Origin of the sequence: Streptomyces sp. NPDC053367, from assembly GCF_044545925.1 — a bacterium.
Taxonomy (GTDB): domain Bacteria; phylum Actinomycetota; class Actinomycetes; order Streptomycetales; family Streptomycetaceae; genus Streptomyces.
In genome coordinates this window covers 168,818-187,915 of the sequence record NZ_JBITYN010000002.1, presented here as the reverse complement: position 1 = coordinate 187,915, position 19,098 = coordinate 168,818, and the positions used below count along the sequence as shown (strand labels likewise).

Genomic DNA, 19,098 nt, shown 5'->3' with positions numbered 1-19,098 from the left:
GAGGAGCGGACATGGGACTGATCACCGGGATCCTGACGCTGCCGGCCACACCGGTGCGGGGTATCGCCTGGGTCCTCGACAAGGTGGTGCGCACCGCCGAGGACGAGTACTACGACCCCGGCCCGGTGCAGGAACAGCTCGTGAAGCTGGAGCAGGCGCTTTCGGAGGGCGACATCGACGACGAGGAGTTCACCCGGCGCGAAAAGGCGCTCCTGAAGCGGCTGGAGGAGATCCGGGACTACCGAATGCGGCGCGGAGTCCAGTAGGTGGGGCCGCGACGGCCCGAGAACGCTGAGGAAGAGGAACAGGCCATGGACAACGCCAAGATCGGTACGGCTCTGGTGGGCGGCTATCTGCTGGGCCGCACGAAGAAGGCCAAGCTTGCCCTGAGCCTCGGCGCGTTGCTGGCCGGATCACGGATCAAGCCCGACCAGATCGGCAAGACCCTCCAGCAGTCGCCGGTCGTGAAGGACATCAGCAAGCAGGTGCGCTCGGAGCTGACCGGAGCGGGCAAGGCGGCTGCCTCCTCCCTCCTGACGGCGAAGGCCGACAGCCTCGCCGACGCCCTGCACGCCCGCACCACCGGTCTGCGCCGGCAGTCGAAGGTCTCGTCCGACTCGGAGCAGGACAGGGACGAGGCGGACGTGGACGAGCAGGACGGCGACGAGCAGGACACGGCGGGGAAGGACGCGGACGAGGGGCACGAGGAGGACAAGGGCGGGAAGAGCAAGGGCGAGGAGCAGGCCGAGGACCAGGACGAGGAGGGCGGGGCCGACGCCGACGAGAGCGACGAGAGCGACGAAGGGGAGAAGGCGAAGGACGGGGACGGCAGCAAGTCCAAGGAAGCCCGGAAGCCGGCCGGCGGGCGGAGCACGACGGCGCGGTCGGGCGCCAAGGGCGGGAAGTCGGCCAAGAAGACGGCCGCCTCCCCGAGCCGCTCGCGCGGCGGCACATCCTCCCGGCCGAGGCGGTCGGGCGATGGCTGAGCACAAGGCACCGCAGGGCACCGACCGGCTGCGGCAGGAGCTCGAGAAATACATCGAGGCCCGCATCCAGTCGGCGCTGGCGGGCATGGGCCAGCGGCTGGGAAGCAGCGCGCGCCGGCTGAGCGAGAAGCCCCTCGGACCCCGCGCGCTGGCCGGCGATGTGGCGCAGCGCGGCCGGGCGCTGCGCGGACGTCTGCCGTCCGGCGCGACCGTGACGTCCAGGGCGGCCGCGCAGGCCAAGGACACCGCCGCCCACGCCAAGGAGACCGTGCTGCAGCGGGCCAAGGGCCTGATCATCATCGAGGACATCGATGTGGGGGTCCCGGTGCCCGACGCGTACGACGGGTGGCGGCGGTTCCAGGAGTCCGGCCAGTCCGCCACGGGCATCCAGCGCGGCGAGGGCGCCGTCACGGAGGAGGTCCCGCGCGAGCGGATCGCGTGGACGTCCGAGGTGGACCACGCCGTCGCCAAGGGCGTCGTCACCTTCCACCCCCTGGGCGAGAGCCTCACCAAGGTGCTGCTCGTCCTGCGCTACATCCCCAAGGGACCGGTCGAGCGTGCCGAGACCCTCCTGCGCGTCCAGAGCCGCCGCGCCCGCAGGGACCTCAAGCGCTACCGCACCTTCGTGATGATGCGGGACGACGAGGACCGAGAAGAGCACGAGGACCAGGACGAGCGCGAGGACCACCAGGGACAGGAGGGACACGAGGACGGCACGAACCAGGAACGCGACGACCCCCACGACGACAGTTAGGGCCCTGCCGTGACCGAGCCCCGCCCCGCCGGCCGTACGCCGATGCAGCCGCTGTCCCCGTACGGTCAGCAGTCGTCCGGCGCCAATCTCGCCGACATCCTCGAGCGCGTGCTCGACAAAGGCATCGTCATAGTCGGCGACATCAAGATCAATCTGCTGGACATCGAACTGCTCACCGTCAAGATCAGGCTGCTGGTGGCCTCGGTGGACAAGGCGAAGGAGATGGGCATCGACTGGTGGGAGCACGATCCCGCCCTGTCCTCCCGTGCCGACCACCGCCCCAGCCTCCAGGAGGAGAACGAACGGCTGCGCGCGGAGGTGAGGGAACTGCGCGAGCTGGCCGCACGCTCCCCCGCCGAAGTGCCCCCGCGCGAGTCGCGGGTCCGCTCCCGGCCGCGTGATCCCGAGCACGAGCCCCGTACGAAGCCGCGGCGCCCGCGCCGGAAGGCGGCCGAGGACGACGAGGATCGGAACGAGAACCGGAACGGGGAGCGGAGCGAGGAGCGGAACGGGGAGCGGAGCGAGGAGCGGAACGGGGAGCGGAGCGAGGAGCGGAACGGCGAGCGGAACAGGGAGCGGAACAGGGAGCGGAACAGGGACGGCACCTCGTGAACGGGACGCTCACCTACGCCTACGCCGTCCTGCGGGCGTCCGACGCCCCCGACGCTCCGCTGCCGGGCGAGGTGCGCGGGGTGGCGTCGGCGCCGGTCGGCGTGGTCCGTGCGGGCCCGCTGGCCGCGGCGGTCAGCGCGGTGCCTGAGGAGGAGTTCTCGCAGGAGGCGCTGAAGGTGCGCCTGGAGGACCTCGCGTGGCTGGAGGCGACGGCCCGGGCCCACCACCTCGTCATCGAGACGCTGGCCGCGCGGACCACGGTCCTTCCGCTGCGGCTGGCCACCGTCTATCTGGACGAACCCCGTGTCGCGCGGATGCTGCGGGAGCGCGAGGAGCCCTTCCTGGCGCTGCTCGACCGGCTCGCGGACCACGTCGAGTGGGGGGTCAAGGTCTATGCAGAGGTCCCGGCCGAGGCACCGGCCGTGGTCCCGGTCGGTGACACCGGCGCCCCGGACTCCGGGCGGGCCTACCTTCGCCGCCGCAGGCAGGAGCGGCAGGCGCGGGACGACACGCGGCGTGCCGCGGAGCGGGCCGTACGCCTCACGGCGGAGCTGGCCCGCGACCTGGCCACGGAGCGGGTGCGGCACCGCCCGCAGCAGGGTGCCCTGGCCCGGACGCCCGGCGAGAACATCGCCAACGACGCCTATCTGGTGCCGCGCGCTCTGGCCGAGGAGTTCCGCGAGCGGATGCTGAGCGCCGCCGACGGTCTTGCGGGCGTACGCGTGGAGGTCACCGGGCCGTGGGCGCCGTACTCGTTCACGGGTCAGCAGGAGGGGAGCGGCGAGCGGTGACCGGGCGCGGCGGGCACGGCGGATCGGGCGAGTACGGCGGATTCGGAGCGTACGGCGGATCGGGCGAGTACGGCGGGCACGGCCGGCACGGCGGCCACGACGGGTACGACGACCGGCCGGTGGCGGGGGCGCAGGTGGCGCTCATCGATCTGCTCGACCGGCTGCTCAGCGGGGGCGTGGTGCTCACCGGTGACCTCGTGATCTCCGTCGCCGACATCGACCTCGTCCGGGTGTCGCTCCGGGCGCTCGTGGTGGCCGTCCGGGAGCGGGCGGAGGAGTCCTGGACTCCGTTCCCGCCCGCGTCGGGGACGGGACACGGTGACCGGCGTGAACTCCCCGGATGACACCGGCCCGGACCGGCTGCGGGAAGTGACCGAGGCCGCGGCCCGGGCGTTCGCGCTGCTGCCGGCCCGTCCGGACGACGTCCCGCCCTCCTCGGGCCGGGACGCGGCGCACCGGCTGCGGACCGATCCGGACACCGTCGAGCAGGACCTGATCAGGCTGGTGCTGACCGTCGTGGAACTGCTGCGCCAGCTGATGGAGCGGCAGGCGCTGCGCCGGGTCGACGAGGGCGGGCTGACCGAGGAGCAGGAGGAGCGGCTCGGGCTGACGCTGATGATCCTCCACGACCGGATGACGGAGCTGTGCGATCGCTACGGGCTCCGTCTGGAGGACCTCAACCTCGACCTGGGGCCGCTGGGGCCGCTGCTCCCGCCGTAGGTGTCCGGGGGTGCCGGTGTCAGGCGGCCCGCCACAGCGCGGGGACGTTCGGGGGCTCCCAGCCGGGCTGGGCGGTGTGCGTCTGCAGACACAGGTAGGCGCGGGCCGCGTAGGTGACGCGGTCGCCCGCGCGGTAGGTGGCTCCGACGGTCCAGGTGCCGCCGGGCGGCGGGGTGTCCGTGGGGGTGGGGCCGGGTCCGGGGGTCTGGGGGACGTCGAGGACGAAGTCGAAGGACGCCTCCCGGCTCCCGCCGCTGTCGCGCACGGTCATCACCAGGCGCGGGTCGAAGATCGTGTCGGTGCTGTTGCGGGGTTCGTTCGGGAAATACAGCTGTGTCGTGAGGACGGGCCGGTTCGGGGCCTGCACCTTGACGTGCAGGTGCCGGGTGCGGCCGGGGTAGAGGCCCGGCACGATCGTGGTGAGCGTGAACGCGCCCCGCGTGTCGGTGTACTGGTGGCCGCGCAGCCGGAATCCGGTGTTGTCGTAGGCGCCGTTGTCGTCGGCCTGCCAGAAGTCCAGCAGGACGCCGGCGATCGGGCGGCAGGCCAGGCCGAAGACGTAGCCGGTCACCGTCAGGCGTATGCCGGGCATGCCCGCCTCCAGCAGGCTGGCGCGCTGGGGCGAGCGGGGTTTGAAGTAGGGGCCCTCGGTCTGCGGCGGCGTCGGGTCGTCGCCGTCGTCGCAGGGCGGGGTGAGCGCCGGTGCGGTGCCGGTCGAGGCCAGTGCGCGGGCCAGGGCCGGGGCGCCGAGCAGGGCGACGGGCAGCGCCGCGGTGGTGGCGAGCGCGGCGCGCAGCACGGCCTTGCGGGGGACGAGCCGCGGTGGGTTCGGGCCGGCCGCCCCGCTCGTCCCGGGCTCCCTGCTCATTCCTGCCGTCCTGCCGTTCGCGGCCGCCTTGCCGGGGTCCGCCGCCTTGCCGGTGTCCGCCGTCCTGCCGCTCGCGGCCGCCTTGCCGGGGTCCGCCGTCCTGCCGGTGTCTGCCGTGTTGCCCGTCTCGGCCGCCGGGTTCGTCTCGGCCGTCTTGTTCGTCTCGGCCGTCTTGTTCGTCTCGGCCGTCTTGTTCGTCTCGCTGTCCATGCCTGCTCCTCGTGGGGGGCGTCGGATCGGCAACGAACCTAGGCGGGCGGCGGCGTGGCTTCGAGGGACGGATCGTGGCGGCTGTGGTGTTTTCGGAAGGCCCCGGGGCTGACGCCGGTCTCACGGCGGAAGAAGCGGCCGAAGTAGGCGGGGTCGGCGAACCCGGTACGCGCGGCGACCTGTCGCACCGTCAGCTCGGTGTGGGCGAGGAGCTGTTGGGCGTGGTACACGCGCGCCTCGATGAGCAGTCGGCCGGGGCTGCGGCCGGTGGCTGCGCGGACGGCCTGGGTGAGGTAGCCGGGGGTGACGCCGAGCCGGTCGGCGCACTCGCCCACGGTCCGGCCGGCCGCCTCAGGGCCGGCGATCAGCCGGGCGAAGGACTCGGCCAGGGCCGCCTGCCGGCCGCCGGGCGGGGGGAGGGTGCCGGGGCGGCCCGGGAGCCGGGACAGCCGTACGACGAGCACGTGCAGCAGGGAGCGCAGGACGCTCTCATAGCCCTCGGCCCGCTCCCGGTACTCCCCCACCAGCTCGGCCATGAGCCGCCGCAGACGCTCGTCCTCCGCCGCGTCCGGCGCGAGCCGGCAGAGTCCGCCGAGCCGGCGCAGCACCTCGCGGTCGCCCGGGTGGTCGACGAGGAAGTCGTCGGTGAACAGGACGAGCGTGCCGTCGAGTCGGCGGCCGCCCTCCCAGTGGTGCACCTGTCCGGGCCGGATCACCGTCAGCTGCGGGGGCCGGACCGGCAGGCGGGCCAGATCGACGACGTGGGTGCCGGAGCCGCCGGTGACGTGGACGATCTCGTAGAACGTGTGCCGGTGCGGATGGTCCGCCCGGGACAGCGGCCCCACCGCCTCGAACGACCCCGCTGCGAAGGGCGCGGCCCCGGGTCCGGCCACTTCCAGGCGGTGCAGCGGCACGTCCCCGGGCGAGGGCGCCGGGCAGGGGGTTCCCGGTGGGACGGTGGTTGCGCGCATCGGCTCTCCCGCTTCGACAGGTACAGACCAGTCGGGCGGGAGTCACGATGCCACGCGCGTGCGTCCTCGGGAACGTCCCTTCGCGTCAGTCCAGGACCTTGGCGGACTCGATGACGACGGGCTGCGTGGGCACGTCCTGGTGGCCGCGGGAGGTGCCGGTGCGGACGGCCTTGATCTGGTCGACGACGTCCTGACCCTCGGTCACCTTGCCGAAGACGGCGTAGCCCCAGCCGCGCATGTCCTTCGACGAGTGGTTGAGGAACTCGTTGTCCGAGACGTTGATGAAGAACTGGGCGGTCGCGGAGTGCGGGTCGCCGGTGCGCGCCATCGCCACGGTGTACGCGGTGTTCTTCAGGCCGTTGTCGGCCTCGTTCTGGATCGGGGCCAGGGTGGGCTTCTGCGCCATCTCCGCGGTGAAGCCACCTCCCTGGACCATGAAGCCGTCGATCACCCGGTGGAAGATCGTTCCGTCGTAGTGCCCGTTGCGGACGTACGTCAGGAAGTTCTCGACGGTCTTCGGCGCCTCGGCGTCGGCGAGCTCGAGGACGATACGGCCGAAGTTGGTGGTCAGTTCGACCCTGGACATGGTGCGCGCCTTTCTCGCGGGAACAACCGGAACATCTTGTCACGCACGTGCCGTCGCCCCTCCCGACGGCCCGCCCGTCCGGTCCGTCCGTTCCACCCGCCGGAGGGTCTGGTGGTGCGGACCGGCGCCGCGTATCCTCCACGTCACCTACTCAACTTTTTGAGTATCGAGATCGATCCCGGAGAGCCCATGAACCCGTTCCGCAAGGCCGTCGAGGCCCGTGACGCCGCCGCCATCGAGGCGCTGCTCGCCGACGACGTCGTCTTCACCAGCCCGGTGGCGTTCAAGCCGTACCCCGGCAAGGCGATCACCGCGGCGATCCTGCGCGGCGTGATGCGTGTCTTCGAGGACTTCACCTACGTCCGCGAGATCGGCGACCCGGACGGCGATGACCACGCCCTGGTGTTCACCGCCACCGTGGACGGCAAGCAGATCCAGGGCTGCGACTTCCTCCACTTCGACGAGGAGGGGAAGATCGACGACCTCACCGTGATGGTCCGCCCGCTGTCGGCCGCCAAGGCGCTGTCCGAGGCGATGGGGGCCCAGTTCGAGCGGATAGCCCGCGAGGCGACGGAGGCCTGAGGGCGCCCTGACGGCGGTCGGGCCGCGGCCGGGGCCCTCGCCGAACGGGAACTCCCGGATCGTCACTCCGGAGCTGGGTTGCGGCCCCTCTCGTCAACTCGGAGGATAGTGCGGCGACTTCCGGCTCCGATCCGCTCTTTGCGCAGGTCAGCTTTGACAGAGGCGTGTCGGCATGCTGCTATGAGGCGCCGCGCGGCCGGGCGGCCGCACCGAGAACCCCAGCGAGGACCCACCCATGCCGAAGCGTTACGCGACCGTCGTCGGCGGTGGGATCGGCGGGCTCGCGGCGGCCGTCGCCCTGCAGCGCCGGGGCTGGCGGGTCGAAGTGCTGGAGCGCGCCGAGCGCTTCACGGAGATCGGCGCCGGCATCTCCCTGTGGCCCAACGCGCTGGCCGCGCTCGACGCGCTCGGCCTGGCCGGCGCCGTGCGGGACCTGGGCGCCGTGGAGACCGCGGGCGGCGTACGCGACCTGCGGGGCCGCTGGCTGTCGCGCACGGACAACGCCGAGCTGGCGCGTCGCTTCGGGCATCCCCTGGTGGTGCTGCACCGCGCCGATCTGCTGCGGGTGCTCGCCGAGGCGCTGCCCGCGGACAGTCTGCGTCCGGGCAGCGAAGTCCTCGCCGTCCGCGACGACGGGCACGGACCGGTCGTCGAGCACCGGGGCGGCGAGTCCCGGCCGGATCTGGTGGTCGGCGCCGACGGGCTGCACAGCGCGGTCCGCGGCGCCCTGTGGCCCGAGGCGGCCGGCCCCCGCTACGCCGGATACCCGGCCTGGCGCATGGTGACCGAGCCGCTCGACGAGCCGCCCGCCGAGGGCGCGGCGACCTGGGGCAACGGGGAGCGGTTCGGGTACACGGTGCTGCCGGGCCGGCGGATGTACTGCTTCGCCACCGCGTCACTGCCGCCCGCGAGCGCCCTCGGCTCCCCCGCGGCCGAGTACGCCGAGCTGCTGCGCCGGTTCGGCGACTGGCCCGACCCGGTTCCCGCCCTGCTGGCCGCCGTCCCGGCCGACGCCGTACTCCGCCACGACCTGTACGACCTTCCGCCGCTGCGCACCTTCGTCCGCGGCCGGGTCGCGCTGCTGGGCGACGCGGCGCACGCCATGACCCCCAACCTCGGCCAGGGCGCGTGCCAGGCCCTGGAGGACGCGGTCACGCTCGCGCACTGCCTGGACGAGACCGGCGACCCGGCCGCCGCGCTCCGGTCGTACGACGCGCTGCGCCGGCCCAGGACCCAGGCCGTGGTGCGCCGGTCCGCGAGACTCGGCGCCGTCGGACAGCTGGCCTGGCCGCCTGCGGTACTGCTGCGCGACACGGCCGCGCGGCTGACGCCGGTACGGGCGACCCTGCGCTCCATGACACCGGTGCTGAGCTGGACCCCGCCGGGCGCGCCGGCGACCGAGACGGAGAACGAGAGCCCCTGATGCCGGACTGGACGTACCACCCGCTGCGCGGCGCGGCCGCCGCCGTCCTCGGCGAACGCCGGGCGCAGCGCACCGCACTGCGGCTGCTGTCCTCGATCGGCTCCCGCCCGGCCGGTGCCCGGCTGATCGCCCGCGGGTTCGGCCACCGCCATCCGCCCGAGCGGCTCGCCGGAGAGGTGGCGGGGGTGCCCGTCCGGGTGCGGCTCGGCATATCCGTCCCGCCCTCGCTCGCCCATGACGTGGTGCGCGCGATGCCCCCGCTGGGTGCGGGTGTCGTCGAGGTCGCGCCGGTCACGGCCGCCGACGTGGACACCGTACGAGAAGCGGCGGAGGGGCGTTCGCTGCCGCTGGTGGTCGGGGCGTGCGACGCGGAGGCGGAGGCGGCGCTGAAGCCGTACGTCGACGGGTTCACCGGTGACGACGATCCGCGGCTGGTCCGGGTCGACGACCCGTCGCCCGCTGCCGCGGCGGCCGCCCTGGAGGGGCCGGAGGCCGTGGTGCTCGCCCGGCCGGGGGTGCTCGTCGAGGCGGGTCCCGGCTGGTTCGCCCGGGTCGTCGAGGCGGCGACGCCCACCCGGCCCGCTCCCGCGCTGCGCGACATCGGCCGCGACCCGCGCCGCTGGCCCGCCTGGTGGTGGGCGCTGCTGGTCGGGCTCGGCATGACGGGCGCCGGACTGGGCGCGGCGGCGATCACGCTGGGGCCGGTGCTGCTCTGGTACGACCGCGACTACCTCGGCATGACGCTGCACGAGCTGCACGCCGCCAACCACCACCTCGTGCACTTCCTCCAGCACGACCGCATCACCATGGCGGGCACCATGGTGGCGATCGGCGCCCTCTACACGGGCCTGGCCCTGGGCGGGATCAGACGCGGCTGGGGGTGGGCGCGCGAGGTGTACCTCCTGTCGGGGGCGATCGGCTTCCCGACCCTCTTCTACTTCCTGGTGACCGGCTTCGTGGAGCCGTTGCACACGGCGACCGCCCTGGTGCTCTTCCCCATGTTCCTGGCCGGGGTCCGCCGCGCCCCGCACACGGCGCGCTGGCGGCTGGCGCCCGAGGGGCCGGAGCGGGAACGGCGGCGGGCGCTGGCCGGCCAGCTGCTGCTGATCGTCACGGGAGCGGGCCTCTTCGTCGGCGGGGCGGTGATCTCGGCCGTGGGGCTGACCGGTGTCTTCGTGCCCACCGACCTGACCTTCCTCGGGACCGACCCGCACACGCTCCAGGCCGTGAACGCCCGGCTGGTGCCCTTCGTCGCGCACGACCGGGCGGGCTTCGGCGGCGCCCTGATGTCCGCCGCCGTCGCGATCACGCTGCTCAGCGCGTGGGGGTGGCGCCGGGGTGAGGCCTGGGTGTTCTGGACCCTCGCCGTCGCGGCGGCCGCCGGATTCCTCCCCGCCGTCGTGGTGCACGGCCTGATCCACTACACCGACTTCGTCCACCTGGCGCCGGTGTACCTGGGCATCGTCCTGACGGCCTCGGGACTGCTGCTGGCCCGCCCGTACCTGTGCGCCGAGCGGGCCTGACAGCGGTCATGGCGGCGGGATGCCGCCGGTCACGGTCACGGCGATGACGGTCACGGCAGCCGGGCGCCACCGGTCACGGTCACCGTCGCCGGGTGACGGTCACGGCAGCGGGGTGCCGCCGGTGACGTTCATGATCTCCCCGGTGATGAAGCTGGCCTCCTGGGAGGCGAGGAAGACGTACGAGGGGGCCAGTTCGGCGGGCTGGGCCGGGCGGCCCATCGGGCTCTGCTTGCCGAACTCGGCCGTGTCTGGCATGGTCGCCGGGATCAGCGGCGTCCACACCGGGCCCGGCGCGACCGCGTTGGCGCGGATGCCGCGGTCGACCAGCATCTGGGCCAGTCCCTGGGTGAAGGTGACGATCGCGCCCTTGGTCGTCGCGTAGTCCAGCAGATGCGGGCTCGGCTTGTAGGCCTGCACCGAGGTGGTGTTGATGACGCTGCCGCCCTCCGGGATGTGCGGCACGGCGAACTTCGTCAGCCAGAACATCCCGTAGAGGTTGGTACGCATGACCCGGTCGAACTGCTCGGTCGAGATGGCCTCGATGCCGTCCGGCTGGGACATCTGATAGGCCGCGTTGTTCACCAGGACGTCGATGCGCCCGAACTCCGCGACCGCCCGCTCGATCAGCGACCGGCAGTTGTCCTCCTCGCGGATGTCGCAGGCCACGGCGACCGCCTTGCGTCCGGCGTCCTCGACGAGCCGGGACGTCTCGCGCGCCTCGTCCTGTTCGTCCTCCAGGTAGGTGAACAGCACATCGGCGCCCTCGCGGGCGTAGGCGAGCGCGACCGCGCGTCCGATCCCGGAGTCGCCGCCGGTGATGACGGTCTTGCGGCCCTCCAGGCGGCCGGACCCACGATAGGTCTCCTCGCCGTGGTCGGGCGGCGGGTCCATCGGTCCCGTCCAGCCGGGATGCGGCTGGTCCTGCGCCGGGAAATCCGGCTGCGGGTGCTGGGTCGTCGGGTCCTGCTGCGTGTGCTGCGGATCGGTCACTTCGGCCTCCTGACCTGTGGGGTGGGTCCGGACAGCGACCGGGTTCCCGCCGAGAGCCGACCGAAAAGCACCAGCCGGCCACGCCACCGGGCCGCCTCGGCCATTCTGCGCAGGCCGGCGGGTCGTCGCCCACTGCCGACCGGACCGCGACGCGTCGCTGGGGGTGGTGACGAGACGGGCGAGGCCCGCCGGGCCGGCGCCTGGGGACCCGCGGGGAGGTCGCCCTCGGCCCGAGTGGGCGCACAGGGCGCTTCGGCGGCACCCCCTTCCCGGCCCGGCGGGCGGTGACCTGGCCGAGCCGGGTGAAACCGACGCGCTTCGTTACGCCGTCAGTGGCATGACCCGCGGCAGTTCGCCGAGTGGCGCCGACAGTTGCCCGCGTTCGGCGGAGTGAGGGGCCGGAAGGTGTCGTCGGGAAAGGGAAAAGAGGAAAGGGGAAAGGGAAAAGGGGAAAGGGGAAAGGCCGGGACGCCGTCCTCGCCACGGTCGAGCAGCCCGCAGGTGCCCACCGTGGACGCTGCAGCCGGTCCCGCGCGTCGCGCGCGAGCAGGGTGCTGCACCGGGACCGTGGGGAGGCCGAGCCCGGCGGGTCCGGCGCAGTCGGCCGTCGCGGCGGGAAACAGCCCGTTGAGGGGCGGTCGGGGGACGCGTAGGGTGCGAGGCGCAACGTCCCCCGATCATGTCCAGGAGCGATAGCGGTGCGAGCCGTGGGAGCCCGACCGGCCGGCAGAGCGATGGCGTCGGACAGGGGCGACCGTTGACGCGACTCGGCGATCTCTGTCCGCCGTACACCCTGCCGACCGTGCTCCTCGTGATCGGTCTCGGGCTCAAGTCGCCCACGATCGTGCGGTCCTGGAAGGACCCCAACGCGCGCGCTACCTGGCTGGTCCTGCTCTTCGCGTCGGCCGTGTTCCTGAGCGTGGCGCCGACCAGCATCCACTGGCTCAACACGGTGACGGGCATCCCCAACTTCGCGGCGCCGTGGTCGTACTCGCTGCTCACGCTCTTCTGCGCCGCCTGCCTCACCATGATCATCACCTGGCGGGAGGAGCCGACCGGGCGCCGGCGCCGTCGGATCCGGCTGGTCTGGGCGATCTACCTCGCCGTGGTGGTGGCGCTGTGGGGCACGTTCCTGATGGCCGACGTGCCCGTGGAGCGGGTGTACGACCTGGACACCTACTACGCCGGCACCCCCTGGATGCGCGAGCACATCGTGCTCTATCTGCTCGGTTACCTGGTCTCCACGCTCGTGTCCGCGTGGATGATCTGGACGTGGATCGGCAAGGTCCGGGCACGCCGGCTGAAGGTGGGCCTGGTGTTCCTGCAGGCGGGGTACGCCTGCGGGCTGGGCTACGACATCACCAAACTCCTCGCGGTGGGCGCCCGTTGGACCGGGCGGGACTGGGACGGCCTGAGCACCCGGGCCGCGCCGCCCTTCGCTATTCTCGGCGCCACCCTGGTCGCGACCGGGTTCATCCTGCCCGTGCTCGGGCCGTTCCTGCAGACCTGGCCGCGGGAGCAGGCCACCTACTGGGTGCTGCGCCCGCTGGAGCGGCTCATCCGCCGGGTGGGGCCGTCGACCGCGCAGGCCCGTGTCAGCCGTTTCGCGCCCCTGGACCTGCGGCTGGTCAGACGGCAGCAGCGGATCCACGACGGACTGCTCCGGCTCGCACCGCACTTCGACCACGCGCTGTACCGCCGCGCGTACGACGTGGCCGCCGCCGGGCACCGGGAGACGACCGCGCGGGGCGTCGCCGGGGTCATCGCCCTGCGCGACGCCCTGACCGCCTGCGCGGCCGGCGCACCCCGGGTCTCGGACGGCCGGCCCGCGCACATCGGCCGCGAGGTCACCGACCATCTCACCGCGATCGCCAGAGCCCTGTACCGGCCACGTCTCGTCGAGAGCGTCCGCCGGCGGACGAGCACAGAAAGTCTCCCCTCTCATGTCTGAAAGACCGATAGGCCGCCGTCCCAGGGCGGTTGTGGTGGGCGCCGGTGCGGCGGGCCTGTTCGCGGCCGCCGCGCTCGCCGAGTTCGCCGACGTCACCCTCGTCGAGCGGGACCGCCTGCCCGACGGCCCGGAGCCCCGCCGTGGCGTGCCCCAGGCGCTGCACGCGCATCTGCTGTGGAGCGGCGGAGTGGCCGCCTTCGACGCCCTGCTCCCCGGGGTGGTCGACGAGGCCGTGGACCGGGGTGCGCGACTGGTGCACGTCATGGGCGACCTGGTCAGCCGCGCCCCCAACGAGGTCTGGTTCAGGCGTTTCACGAGCACCCGGCACCACAACCTGGTGTGCTCCCGGCCCCTGTTGGACCACGTCCTCACCACCCGGGTCCTCGCCGATCCGCGCGTCTCCCTGCGCGAGGACACCACCGCGATCGGCCTGGCGGGCTCGGCCTCGGCCGTGGCGGGACTGCGCGTCCGGTCCGGCGACCGGGACGAGACGCTGCGCGCCGACCTGGTCGTGGACGCCTCCGGCCGCGGCTCACGCGCCCCGCACTGGCTGCGCAGGCTCGGCCTGCCGCAGGTCGCCGAGCGTGAGGTGGACGCCGGCGTCCGCTACGCCACACGCCTGTACAAGGCGCCCGGCGGTACGACGTCGGCCGCCTTCCCGCTGGTCAACGTGCAGGCCAACCCGGCAAGACCGCCGGGCCGGGGCGGCATCGTCGTGCCGATCGAGCACGGGCAGTGGATCGTCACCCTGTCCGGCAGCCGGGGCGGTGAACCGAGCGCCGACGCGGAGGAGTTCATCGACTTCGCCCTCGGGCTCGACGACCCCGTCATCGGCCTCCTGCTGCGCGACGCCGAGCCGCTCGGCGGTGTCGCCACCAGCCGCAGCACCGCCAACCAGCGCCGCTACTACGAGAAGATGCCCGCCTGGCCGGACGGCTTCGTGGTCCTCGGCGACGCCGTCGCGGGCTACAACCCGGTCTACGGGCACGGGCTCAGCGTCGCCGCGCAGTGCGCCCTCGCCGTACGCGACACCCTGCGCGGCCGTGACATCACCGCTCCCGGCACGGCCCGGCGTCTGCAGCGGGCCGCCGCCCGGCCGGTCGGCGCCGCCTGGGATCTCGCCGTCGGGCAGGACGTCTTCTACCCCGGCGCCAGCGCCACCGCGCCCACCGTCGCGGAACGGCTCCTCGCCCGCTATGTCGACCGCTGCGTGGAGACCGCCGCCGGGAACCCCCGCGCGCTCGACGCCCTCCTGGACGTGATGAGCCTCAGCGAGCCGCCCACCCGCCTGTTCTCGGCGGACATGCTGCGGCCCATGCTCCTCGGCCCGAGGCAGCCGCGTCCGGCGCGGGCGCCGCTGCGGGCGGAGGAGTGGCAGAGCGCCCGGCCGTGAGCGGGGCTCACTCCAGGATCTGGCCGCCGCGGTGGGTGAGGGACAGGTTGATGCGGCCCTCGATGGTGGAGGGGGTGACGGGGCCCCTCGCGTAAGGGCCTTTGATCCAGGTGCGTACCTCACGGCCGAAGAGCAGCCCGAACGTCTCCGCGTCCGCCTCCTCGTCGTCGTCCTCGGCGGCAGCCCGCGCGGCGACCGCCAGCAGGGCCGCGCGTGGCACCTCCTCGGCGGCGAGGATCTGCTCGGCGGCGAGGCGCACGGCTTCGGGGCCAGCCTCGGGGGCCAGACCTCGCGCCGCCGCGGGCAGACCGGAATGACGACCGCAGTCGCCCCGCTCCTCGTGCCACAGCTCATGTCCGAGAATGACGAGTTGGGCCTCGGGGACGGCACGCTCCTCGACCACGACGATCGACCGGTCACCGCAGTCCAGCCGCAGACCGGACACCGGTACGTCGTCGGGGAACGCCCGGAACACCAGCTGGACCGGCCGCCCCCGGCGGGCGCTCATCGCCCGGCAGAACGCCTCCATCACCACAGCAGGCTCCGCGGGCCTCTCCAGCCCCTGCGCCGCGTCCCGGCCCAGGCCGGCGAGAAGCGCCTTCATCGCTTTGCTGCCCACCGGTCGGCCCCTTCCTCCGTACGTCACGCCCCAACCCGCGGCCCGGCCGGGGCAGATGGCGCGACCCGCACCCTACGCGCACCTCACCCATCTCTCAACGATCATTTCCCGTCCTCGTGCGACGGTCACCGGGCCGGGTCCTGTTATCGTGCGCCGGTGCCGACGATCAAGAAATTCCAAGTCACCTTCGACTGCGCGGAACCCGAGCGCGTCGCTCGTTTCTGGTGCGAGGTACTGGGATACGTCGTGTCGCCCCCGCCCTACGGGTTCGCCACCTGGGACGCGTTCGACCGCTCACGGCCGCCCGAGGACCGCGGCTCATGGTTCGCCTGCAGCGACCCCTCCGGCGTGGGCCCGCGCCTCTTCTTCCAGCGCGTTCCCGAGGGCAAGGCCGTCAAGAACCGCGTGCATCTCGACGTACGCGTCGCCACCGGTCTGGTGGGCGAGGAGCGGCTCGCCGCGCTGGAGGCGGAGTGCACACGGCTGGTCGGTCTCGGCGCGGTACGCGAGCAACTCCTGTACGACGGCCATGGCGCGTGCATCGTGATGCGGGACATCGAGGGCAACGAGTTCTGCCTGGACTGAGCGGCCCGGCAACAGGGTGGCGACCGACTCACGGAGAAAGCGGTTACTCCACCGAACCGCGCAGTCGTCGCGTGCGCCCCTCTCGGGCGGCGCGGGTTCGTTTTCCGCCATGTTCACACTGGCCGCGCTCCGGCACGGCCTTGCACGCGACGGCCATGAGGCGCATACGGCCGCACCCTCGGGGAGTGCCCACAGGAAGATCCAGGGCTGTTGAAGGTGCGTCGACAACGCGGCAGAGGCGACGACCGAGCAGTGCGAAGAAGGCGGATGCCGCGGTGAGGCGACCCTCGAAGCAGTCCGTCCACAGCGAGCACCGGACGACCCCAGCACTCCTGCCCGCCGCCGGCCCCCGCTGGTGACCAGGGCGGCGCCGGGGGCCGCCCCCATGGCTTGTTCACCCCCGCGGAAACCATGACGAGCCTCGCGAGATGCGAACGAAACGGGCCCAGCGGCGCTTCGCCGCATCACGCACAGAGCCTTGCCAGCACCGCGAAGGGCACCCTATTCTCGCCGCACCGAAAGCGCTTTCTGTCGCTACGAGGGTCATTCGAGGGACGTTCGAAGACCTTCGCGGGACATACGGGAGCTCCACGCCGCAGAGCACCCGCCGTGCACGTCGCACCACCCGAACCACCGAGCCGCCCGCACCACTTGAGCTACCGGAGCCACCCGACCCACCCCGGCCGTACGCCCGGCCCGGCGGCGCCGGGGAGGGCCCCGCTCATGCGCGGCACACAGCACATCAGCACCCCGCACCCCGCACCCCGCACCCCGCACCCCGCACCCCACGACGTACGACCAACGAGGAGGCGAAGATGAGACGACCCGTCGCAGTGCGACTCCATGCCGCGCTGGCAACCCTGGCCCTCACGGCCGCGGCAGGCGCGGTGCTGTCGATGCCCGAGGCATCGGCGGCGACCGGCGGCGCCACCGGCTACGCGACCCAGAACGGCGGCACCACCGGCGGCGCAGGCGGCCAGACGGTCCGGGCCACCACCGGAACGGCGATCCACGCGGCCCTGTGCGGCCGCGCCGGCAGCAGCACCCCGATCACCATCCAGGTGGAGGGGACCATCAACCACGCCAACACCAGCAAGGTGTCCGGCAGCAGCTGCAACACCGCCGACGGCGTCATCGAGCTCAAGCAGATCAGCAACGTCACGATCGTCGGCGTCGGCAGCGGTGCCGTCTTCGACCAACTCGGCATCCACATCCGCGAGTCCAGCAACATCGTCATCCAGAACGTGACCGTCAGGAACGTCAAGAAGTCCGGCTCGCCCACCTCCAACGGCGGCGACGCCATCGGCATGGAGAGCAACGTCCGCAACGTCTGGGTCGACCACGTCACCCTGGAGGCGTCGGGCGGTGAGTCGGAGGGCTTCGACGGCCTGTTCGACATGAAGGACAACACCCAGTTCGTGACGCTGTCCTACAGCGTCCTGCGCAACTCCGGCCGCGGCGGCCTCATCGGGTCCAGCGAGACCGAGCTGTCCAACAGCTACATCACCTTCCACCACAACCTGTACCAGAACATCGACTCCCGCACTCCCTTGCTGCGCGGCGGCGTCGCGCACATGTACAACAACCACTACGTGAGCCTGAACGAGTCCGGCATCAACTCCCGGGCGGGAGCGCGTGCCAAGGTCGACAACAACTACTTCGAGGACTCCAAGGACGTCCTGGGCACCTTCTACACCACCGCGGCCGGCTACTGGCAGGTCGGCGGCAACGTCTTCGACAACGTGACCTGGTCCGCCCGCAGCAGCGACTACAACCCGGCCGGACCGAACCCCGTCTCCAACACGACCGTCAGCATCCCCTACGCCTACACCCTCGACGCCGCCTCCTGCGTGCCCGGGATCGTGAGCCAGACGGCGGGCGCCAACAAGGGCCTGCGCGTCTCGGACGGCAACTGCACCCCGCAGACGCCCGGTCCGACACCGACGAGCCCGACCCCGACCCCCACTCCGACGCCCACCCCGACCCCGACGCCCACGCCCACGCCCACGCCGAGCCAGCCGACCGGGACCAACCTCAGCATCGGGGCCGGTTCGGACGGGTCCAGCAAGGCCGACGGCACGAGCTACGGCAACGTACGGGACGGCAACATGAGCACCTACTGGTCGCCGGCCGGCACAACGGGCTCGGTCTCGATCAAGTGGGGCTCCCCCACCACCGTGTCCCGGATCGACATCCGGGAGGCGTCCGGCGCCGCGGGCCGCATCGGCACCTGGAGGGTCCTCAACGGCGACAACGGCGCCGTGCTCACCTCGGGCACCGGCGCGGGCGTCATCGCCGTACCGAGGACCACCCTCAGCAAGATCACCTTCGAGATCACGGGCGCCGTCGGCACCCCCCAGGTCGCCGAGTACGAGACCTACGCCGGGTGAGCGGACGGAGCGGAACTCCCTGCCGGGTGTGAGCCGGGGTCTCCTCGGGGGAGGTGGGTACCCGCGAGTGACATCGGGGCCGGCACGCGGCCCGCGGGCGCTCACCTCCCGGTCGCCGTCCTCGACCGTCCCCGGCGTGGTGCTGGGCCGGCCGGCGCTGAACCGCTCCCGCCGCACGAGGGGAAACGCTTCGCCGGTCGCCCTCTCCCGGTCTGCATTTCCTTGGCATATCCACCGATGTCGGTGAATCACCGAACGACAGGGCGGCCCGCTTGCGCGCACGGCCCCCGTTCGCCTCGCCCACCCGGACGGGCTAAACCTGAGCGAACCGGTCCAGCAGCGCGTCCAGGCCGGTGGCCAGTCCCCGGGGGCCCGCGCGTTCGGCCAGGGCGGCGGCCGTGCGGCGCAGGGTCGGCAGCTCGTGGGAGGGCATGCGGTGCAGGCCGAGCCTGAAGGCCGGGTCCGGCTCGTCGGGGTTGTCGACCATGGCGCGCAGTTCGGCGGAGACCCAGCCCAGCAGCCAGGCCGTGACGGCCTCGAAGGCGGCGGCGGTACGGGTCTCGTCCAGGCCCGCGCGCTCCAGCAGGGCGAGGACGCGCTCATGGTCCTTGAGCACCGCGAGGGGGCGGCGGGCCAGCGGGACGGCCAGCATGCGGGTGGCCAGCAGCGGCACGACGTGCGGGTGGGAGAGGCAGACGTCGTAGGTGGCCCGCGCGATCCGGTGCAGCCCGGAGCGCCAGTCCTGCTCACGGTCCCAGTCCCCGAGCCGCTGCTCGAGTTCCAGGTACAGCGCCTCGACCAGGCCGTCCAGGAGGGCGTCCTTGCCCTCGGCGTAGCGGTAGAGCGCCATCGCCTCGACGCCCAGCTCCGCGCCGAGGCGGCGCATGCTCAGCGCGGACAGGCCCTCCCGGTCGACCAGTTCCAGCGCGGCGGCCAGTACGCGCTCGCGGCTGAGGCGGCCGTAGCGGCCACGGTCACTGGCGCGCCGCGCCGGAACCCCCTGGCCGCTGCCCCCGGCCGACCCGGTCCGCCCTCTCGCCATGTCCGCCTCCGGTGGTCCGGCCGTCCCCTGTTGACTGTATGTACCCGTCGGCGCAAAGTGTACGTATACGCCGTAAATATACGCCTTATGGATGAGGCCCGT

General features: G+C 72.8%; 20 protein-coding genes. 14 read left to right on the top strand and 6 right to left on the bottom strand.

Annotation, left to right across the window (positions count from 1 at the left end):
• The first annotated feature begins 11 nt into the window (after positions 1 to 11).
• The 7 genes from ACIGXJ_RS07330 to ACIGXJ_RS07300 all read left to right on the top strand — a co-directional run bounded on the left by ACIGXJ_RS07330 (position 12) and on the right by ACIGXJ_RS07300 (position 3,863).
• The gene (locus ACIGXJ_RS07330; RefSeq protein ID WP_399642326.1) at positions 12 to 266 is read left to right on the top strand and encodes a gas vesicle protein GvpG; all 255 of its coding nucleotides are present in this window, start codon (positions 12 to 14) and stop codon (positions 264 to 266) included.
• A gap of 45 nt (positions 267 to 311) precedes the next feature.
• Positions 312 to 986: an ABC transporter substrate-binding protein gene (locus tag ACIGXJ_RS07325; protein ID WP_399642324.1), complete on the top strand. Its 675-nt coding sequence runs from the start codon at positions 312 to 314 to the stop codon at positions 984 to 986.
• Positions 979 to 1,740, top strand: a complete 762-nt coding sequence (locus tag ACIGXJ_RS07320; RefSeq protein WP_399642322.1) for a hypothetical protein — start codon at positions 979 to 981, stop codon at positions 1,738 to 1,740. The genes ACIGXJ_RS07325 and ACIGXJ_RS07320 overlap by 8 nt, the downstream gene beginning before the upstream one ends.
• Positions 1,741 to 1,749: 9 nt before the next feature.
• Positions 1,750 to 2,352 (top strand): gas vesicle protein GvpJ, encoded by a 603-nt coding sequence (gene gvpJ, locus ACIGXJ_RS07315; RefSeq protein ID WP_399642321.1) that lies wholly within the window; start codon positions 1,750 to 1,752, stop codon positions 2,350 to 2,352.
• Positions 2,349 to 3,143, top strand: coding sequence for a GvpL/GvpF family gas vesicle protein (locus ACIGXJ_RS07310; protein ID WP_399642319.1), 795 nt, complete (start codon positions 2,349 to 2,351; stop codon positions 3,141 to 3,143). Before gvpJ ends, ACIGXJ_RS07310 begins: the two co-directional genes overlap by 4 nt.
• A gap of 119 nt (positions 3,144 to 3,262) precedes the next feature.
• The gene (locus tag ACIGXJ_RS07305; RefSeq protein ID WP_399642785.1) at positions 3,263 to 3,487 is read left to right on the top strand and encodes a gas vesicle protein; all 225 of its coding nucleotides are present in this window, start codon (positions 3,263 to 3,265) and stop codon (positions 3,485 to 3,487) included.
• Positions 3,471 to 3,863: a gas vesicle protein K gene (locus ACIGXJ_RS07300; RefSeq protein ID WP_399642317.1), complete on the top strand. Its 393-nt coding sequence runs from the start codon at positions 3,471 to 3,473 to the stop codon at positions 3,861 to 3,863. The genes ACIGXJ_RS07305 and ACIGXJ_RS07300 overlap by 17 nt, the downstream gene beginning before the upstream one ends.
• Before the next feature lie 19 nt (positions 3,864 to 3,882).
• On the opposite strand, the gene ACIGXJ_RS07295 is transcribed toward ACIGXJ_RS07300, so the two are convergent.
• From ACIGXJ_RS07295 to ACIGXJ_RS07285, 3 genes are all read right to left on the bottom strand, one after another.
• On the bottom strand, positions 3,883 to 4,731 hold the full coding sequence (locus ACIGXJ_RS07295) for a carbohydrate-binding protein (protein WP_399642784.1): 849 nt from the start codon (positions 4,729 to 4,731) through the stop codon (positions 3,883 to 3,885).
• A gap of 248 nt (positions 4,732 to 4,979) precedes the next feature.
• Positions 4,980 to 5,912, bottom strand: a complete 933-nt coding sequence (locus ACIGXJ_RS07290; RefSeq protein WP_399642316.1) for a helix-turn-helix domain-containing protein — start codon at positions 5,910 to 5,912, stop codon at positions 4,980 to 4,982.
• Between the two features lie 85 nt (positions 5,913 to 5,997).
• Entirely contained in the window at positions 5,998 to 6,498 is a 501-nt protein-coding gene (locus ACIGXJ_RS07285) for a peptidylprolyl isomerase (RefSeq protein ID WP_399642315.1), read from the bottom strand.
• A 189-nt stretch (positions 6,499 to 6,687) separates the two neighbouring features.
• Between ACIGXJ_RS07285 and ACIGXJ_RS07280 the strand changes: the two genes are divergently transcribed.
• The 3 genes from ACIGXJ_RS07280 (at position 6,688) to ACIGXJ_RS07270 (ending at position 10,026) form a co-directional block, all read left to right on the top strand.
• On the top strand, positions 6,688 to 7,080 hold the full coding sequence (locus ACIGXJ_RS07280) for a nuclear transport factor 2 family protein (RefSeq protein WP_399642314.1): 393 nt from the start codon (positions 6,688 to 6,690) through the stop codon (positions 7,078 to 7,080).
• Positions 7,081 to 7,315: 235 nt separating this feature from the next.
• Positions 7,316 to 8,503: an FAD-dependent monooxygenase gene (locus ACIGXJ_RS07275; protein WP_399642313.1), complete on the top strand. Its 1,188-nt coding sequence runs from the start codon at positions 7,316 to 7,318 to the stop codon at positions 8,501 to 8,503.
• Positions 8,503 to 10,026 carry a hypothetical protein gene (locus ACIGXJ_RS07270; RefSeq protein WP_399642312.1) on the top strand — a complete coding sequence of 508 codons (1,524 nt, stop codon included), beginning with the start codon at positions 8,503 to 8,505 and terminating at the stop codon, positions 10,024 to 10,026. The genes ACIGXJ_RS07275 and ACIGXJ_RS07270 overlap by 1 nt, the downstream gene beginning before the upstream one ends.
• Positions 10,027 to 10,125: 99 nt before the next feature.
• Here ACIGXJ_RS07270 and ACIGXJ_RS07265 read toward each other — a convergent pair whose 3' ends face one another.
• Positions 10,126 to 11,016 (bottom strand): SDR family oxidoreductase, encoded by an 891-nt coding sequence (locus ACIGXJ_RS07265; protein ID WP_399642311.1) that lies wholly within the window; start codon positions 11,014 to 11,016, stop codon positions 10,126 to 10,128.
• 802 nt (positions 11,017 to 11,818) lie between these two features.
• Between ACIGXJ_RS07265 and ACIGXJ_RS07260 the strand changes: the two genes are divergently transcribed.
• Complete coding sequence (locus ACIGXJ_RS07260; protein WP_399642309.1) at positions 11,819 to 12,967, top strand: MAB_1171c family putative transporter; 1,149 nt, start codon at positions 11,819 to 11,821, stop codon at positions 12,965 to 12,967.
• On the top strand, positions 12,960 to 14,360 hold the full coding sequence (locus ACIGXJ_RS07255) for an NAD(P)/FAD-dependent oxidoreductase (RefSeq protein WP_399642308.1): 1,401 nt from the start codon (positions 12,960 to 12,962) through the stop codon (positions 14,358 to 14,360). The genes ACIGXJ_RS07260 and ACIGXJ_RS07255 overlap by 8 nt, the downstream gene beginning before the upstream one ends.
• Positions 14,361 to 14,367: 7 nt before the next feature.
• On the opposite strand, the gene ACIGXJ_RS07250 is transcribed toward ACIGXJ_RS07255, so the two are convergent.
• Complete coding sequence (locus tag ACIGXJ_RS07250; RefSeq protein ID WP_399642307.1) at positions 14,368 to 14,979, bottom strand: toxin; 612 nt, start codon at positions 14,977 to 14,979, stop codon at positions 14,368 to 14,370.
• 156 nt (positions 14,980 to 15,135) lie between these two features.
• Between ACIGXJ_RS07250 and ACIGXJ_RS07245 the strand changes: the two genes are divergently transcribed.
• Together ACIGXJ_RS07245 and ACIGXJ_RS07240 are read left to right on the top strand one after the other, a co-directional pair.
• Positions 15,136 to 15,564, top strand: a complete 429-nt coding sequence (locus tag ACIGXJ_RS07245) for a VOC family protein (RefSeq protein WP_399642306.1) — start codon at positions 15,136 to 15,138, stop codon at positions 15,562 to 15,564.
• Positions 15,565 to 16,379: 815 nt separating this feature from the next.
• Entirely contained in the window at positions 16,380 to 17,954 is a 1,575-nt protein-coding gene (locus tag ACIGXJ_RS07240) for a polysaccharide lyase family 1 protein (protein ID WP_399642305.1), read from the top strand.
• Between the two features lie 313 nt (positions 17,955 to 18,267).
• Here ACIGXJ_RS07240 and ACIGXJ_RS07235 read toward each other — a convergent pair whose 3' ends face one another.
• Complete coding sequence (locus ACIGXJ_RS07235; protein ID WP_399642304.1) at positions 18,268 to 18,996, bottom strand: TetR/AcrR family transcriptional regulator; 729 nt, start codon at positions 18,994 to 18,996, stop codon at positions 18,268 to 18,270.
• Positions 18,997 to 19,098 lie beyond the last annotated feature (102 nt).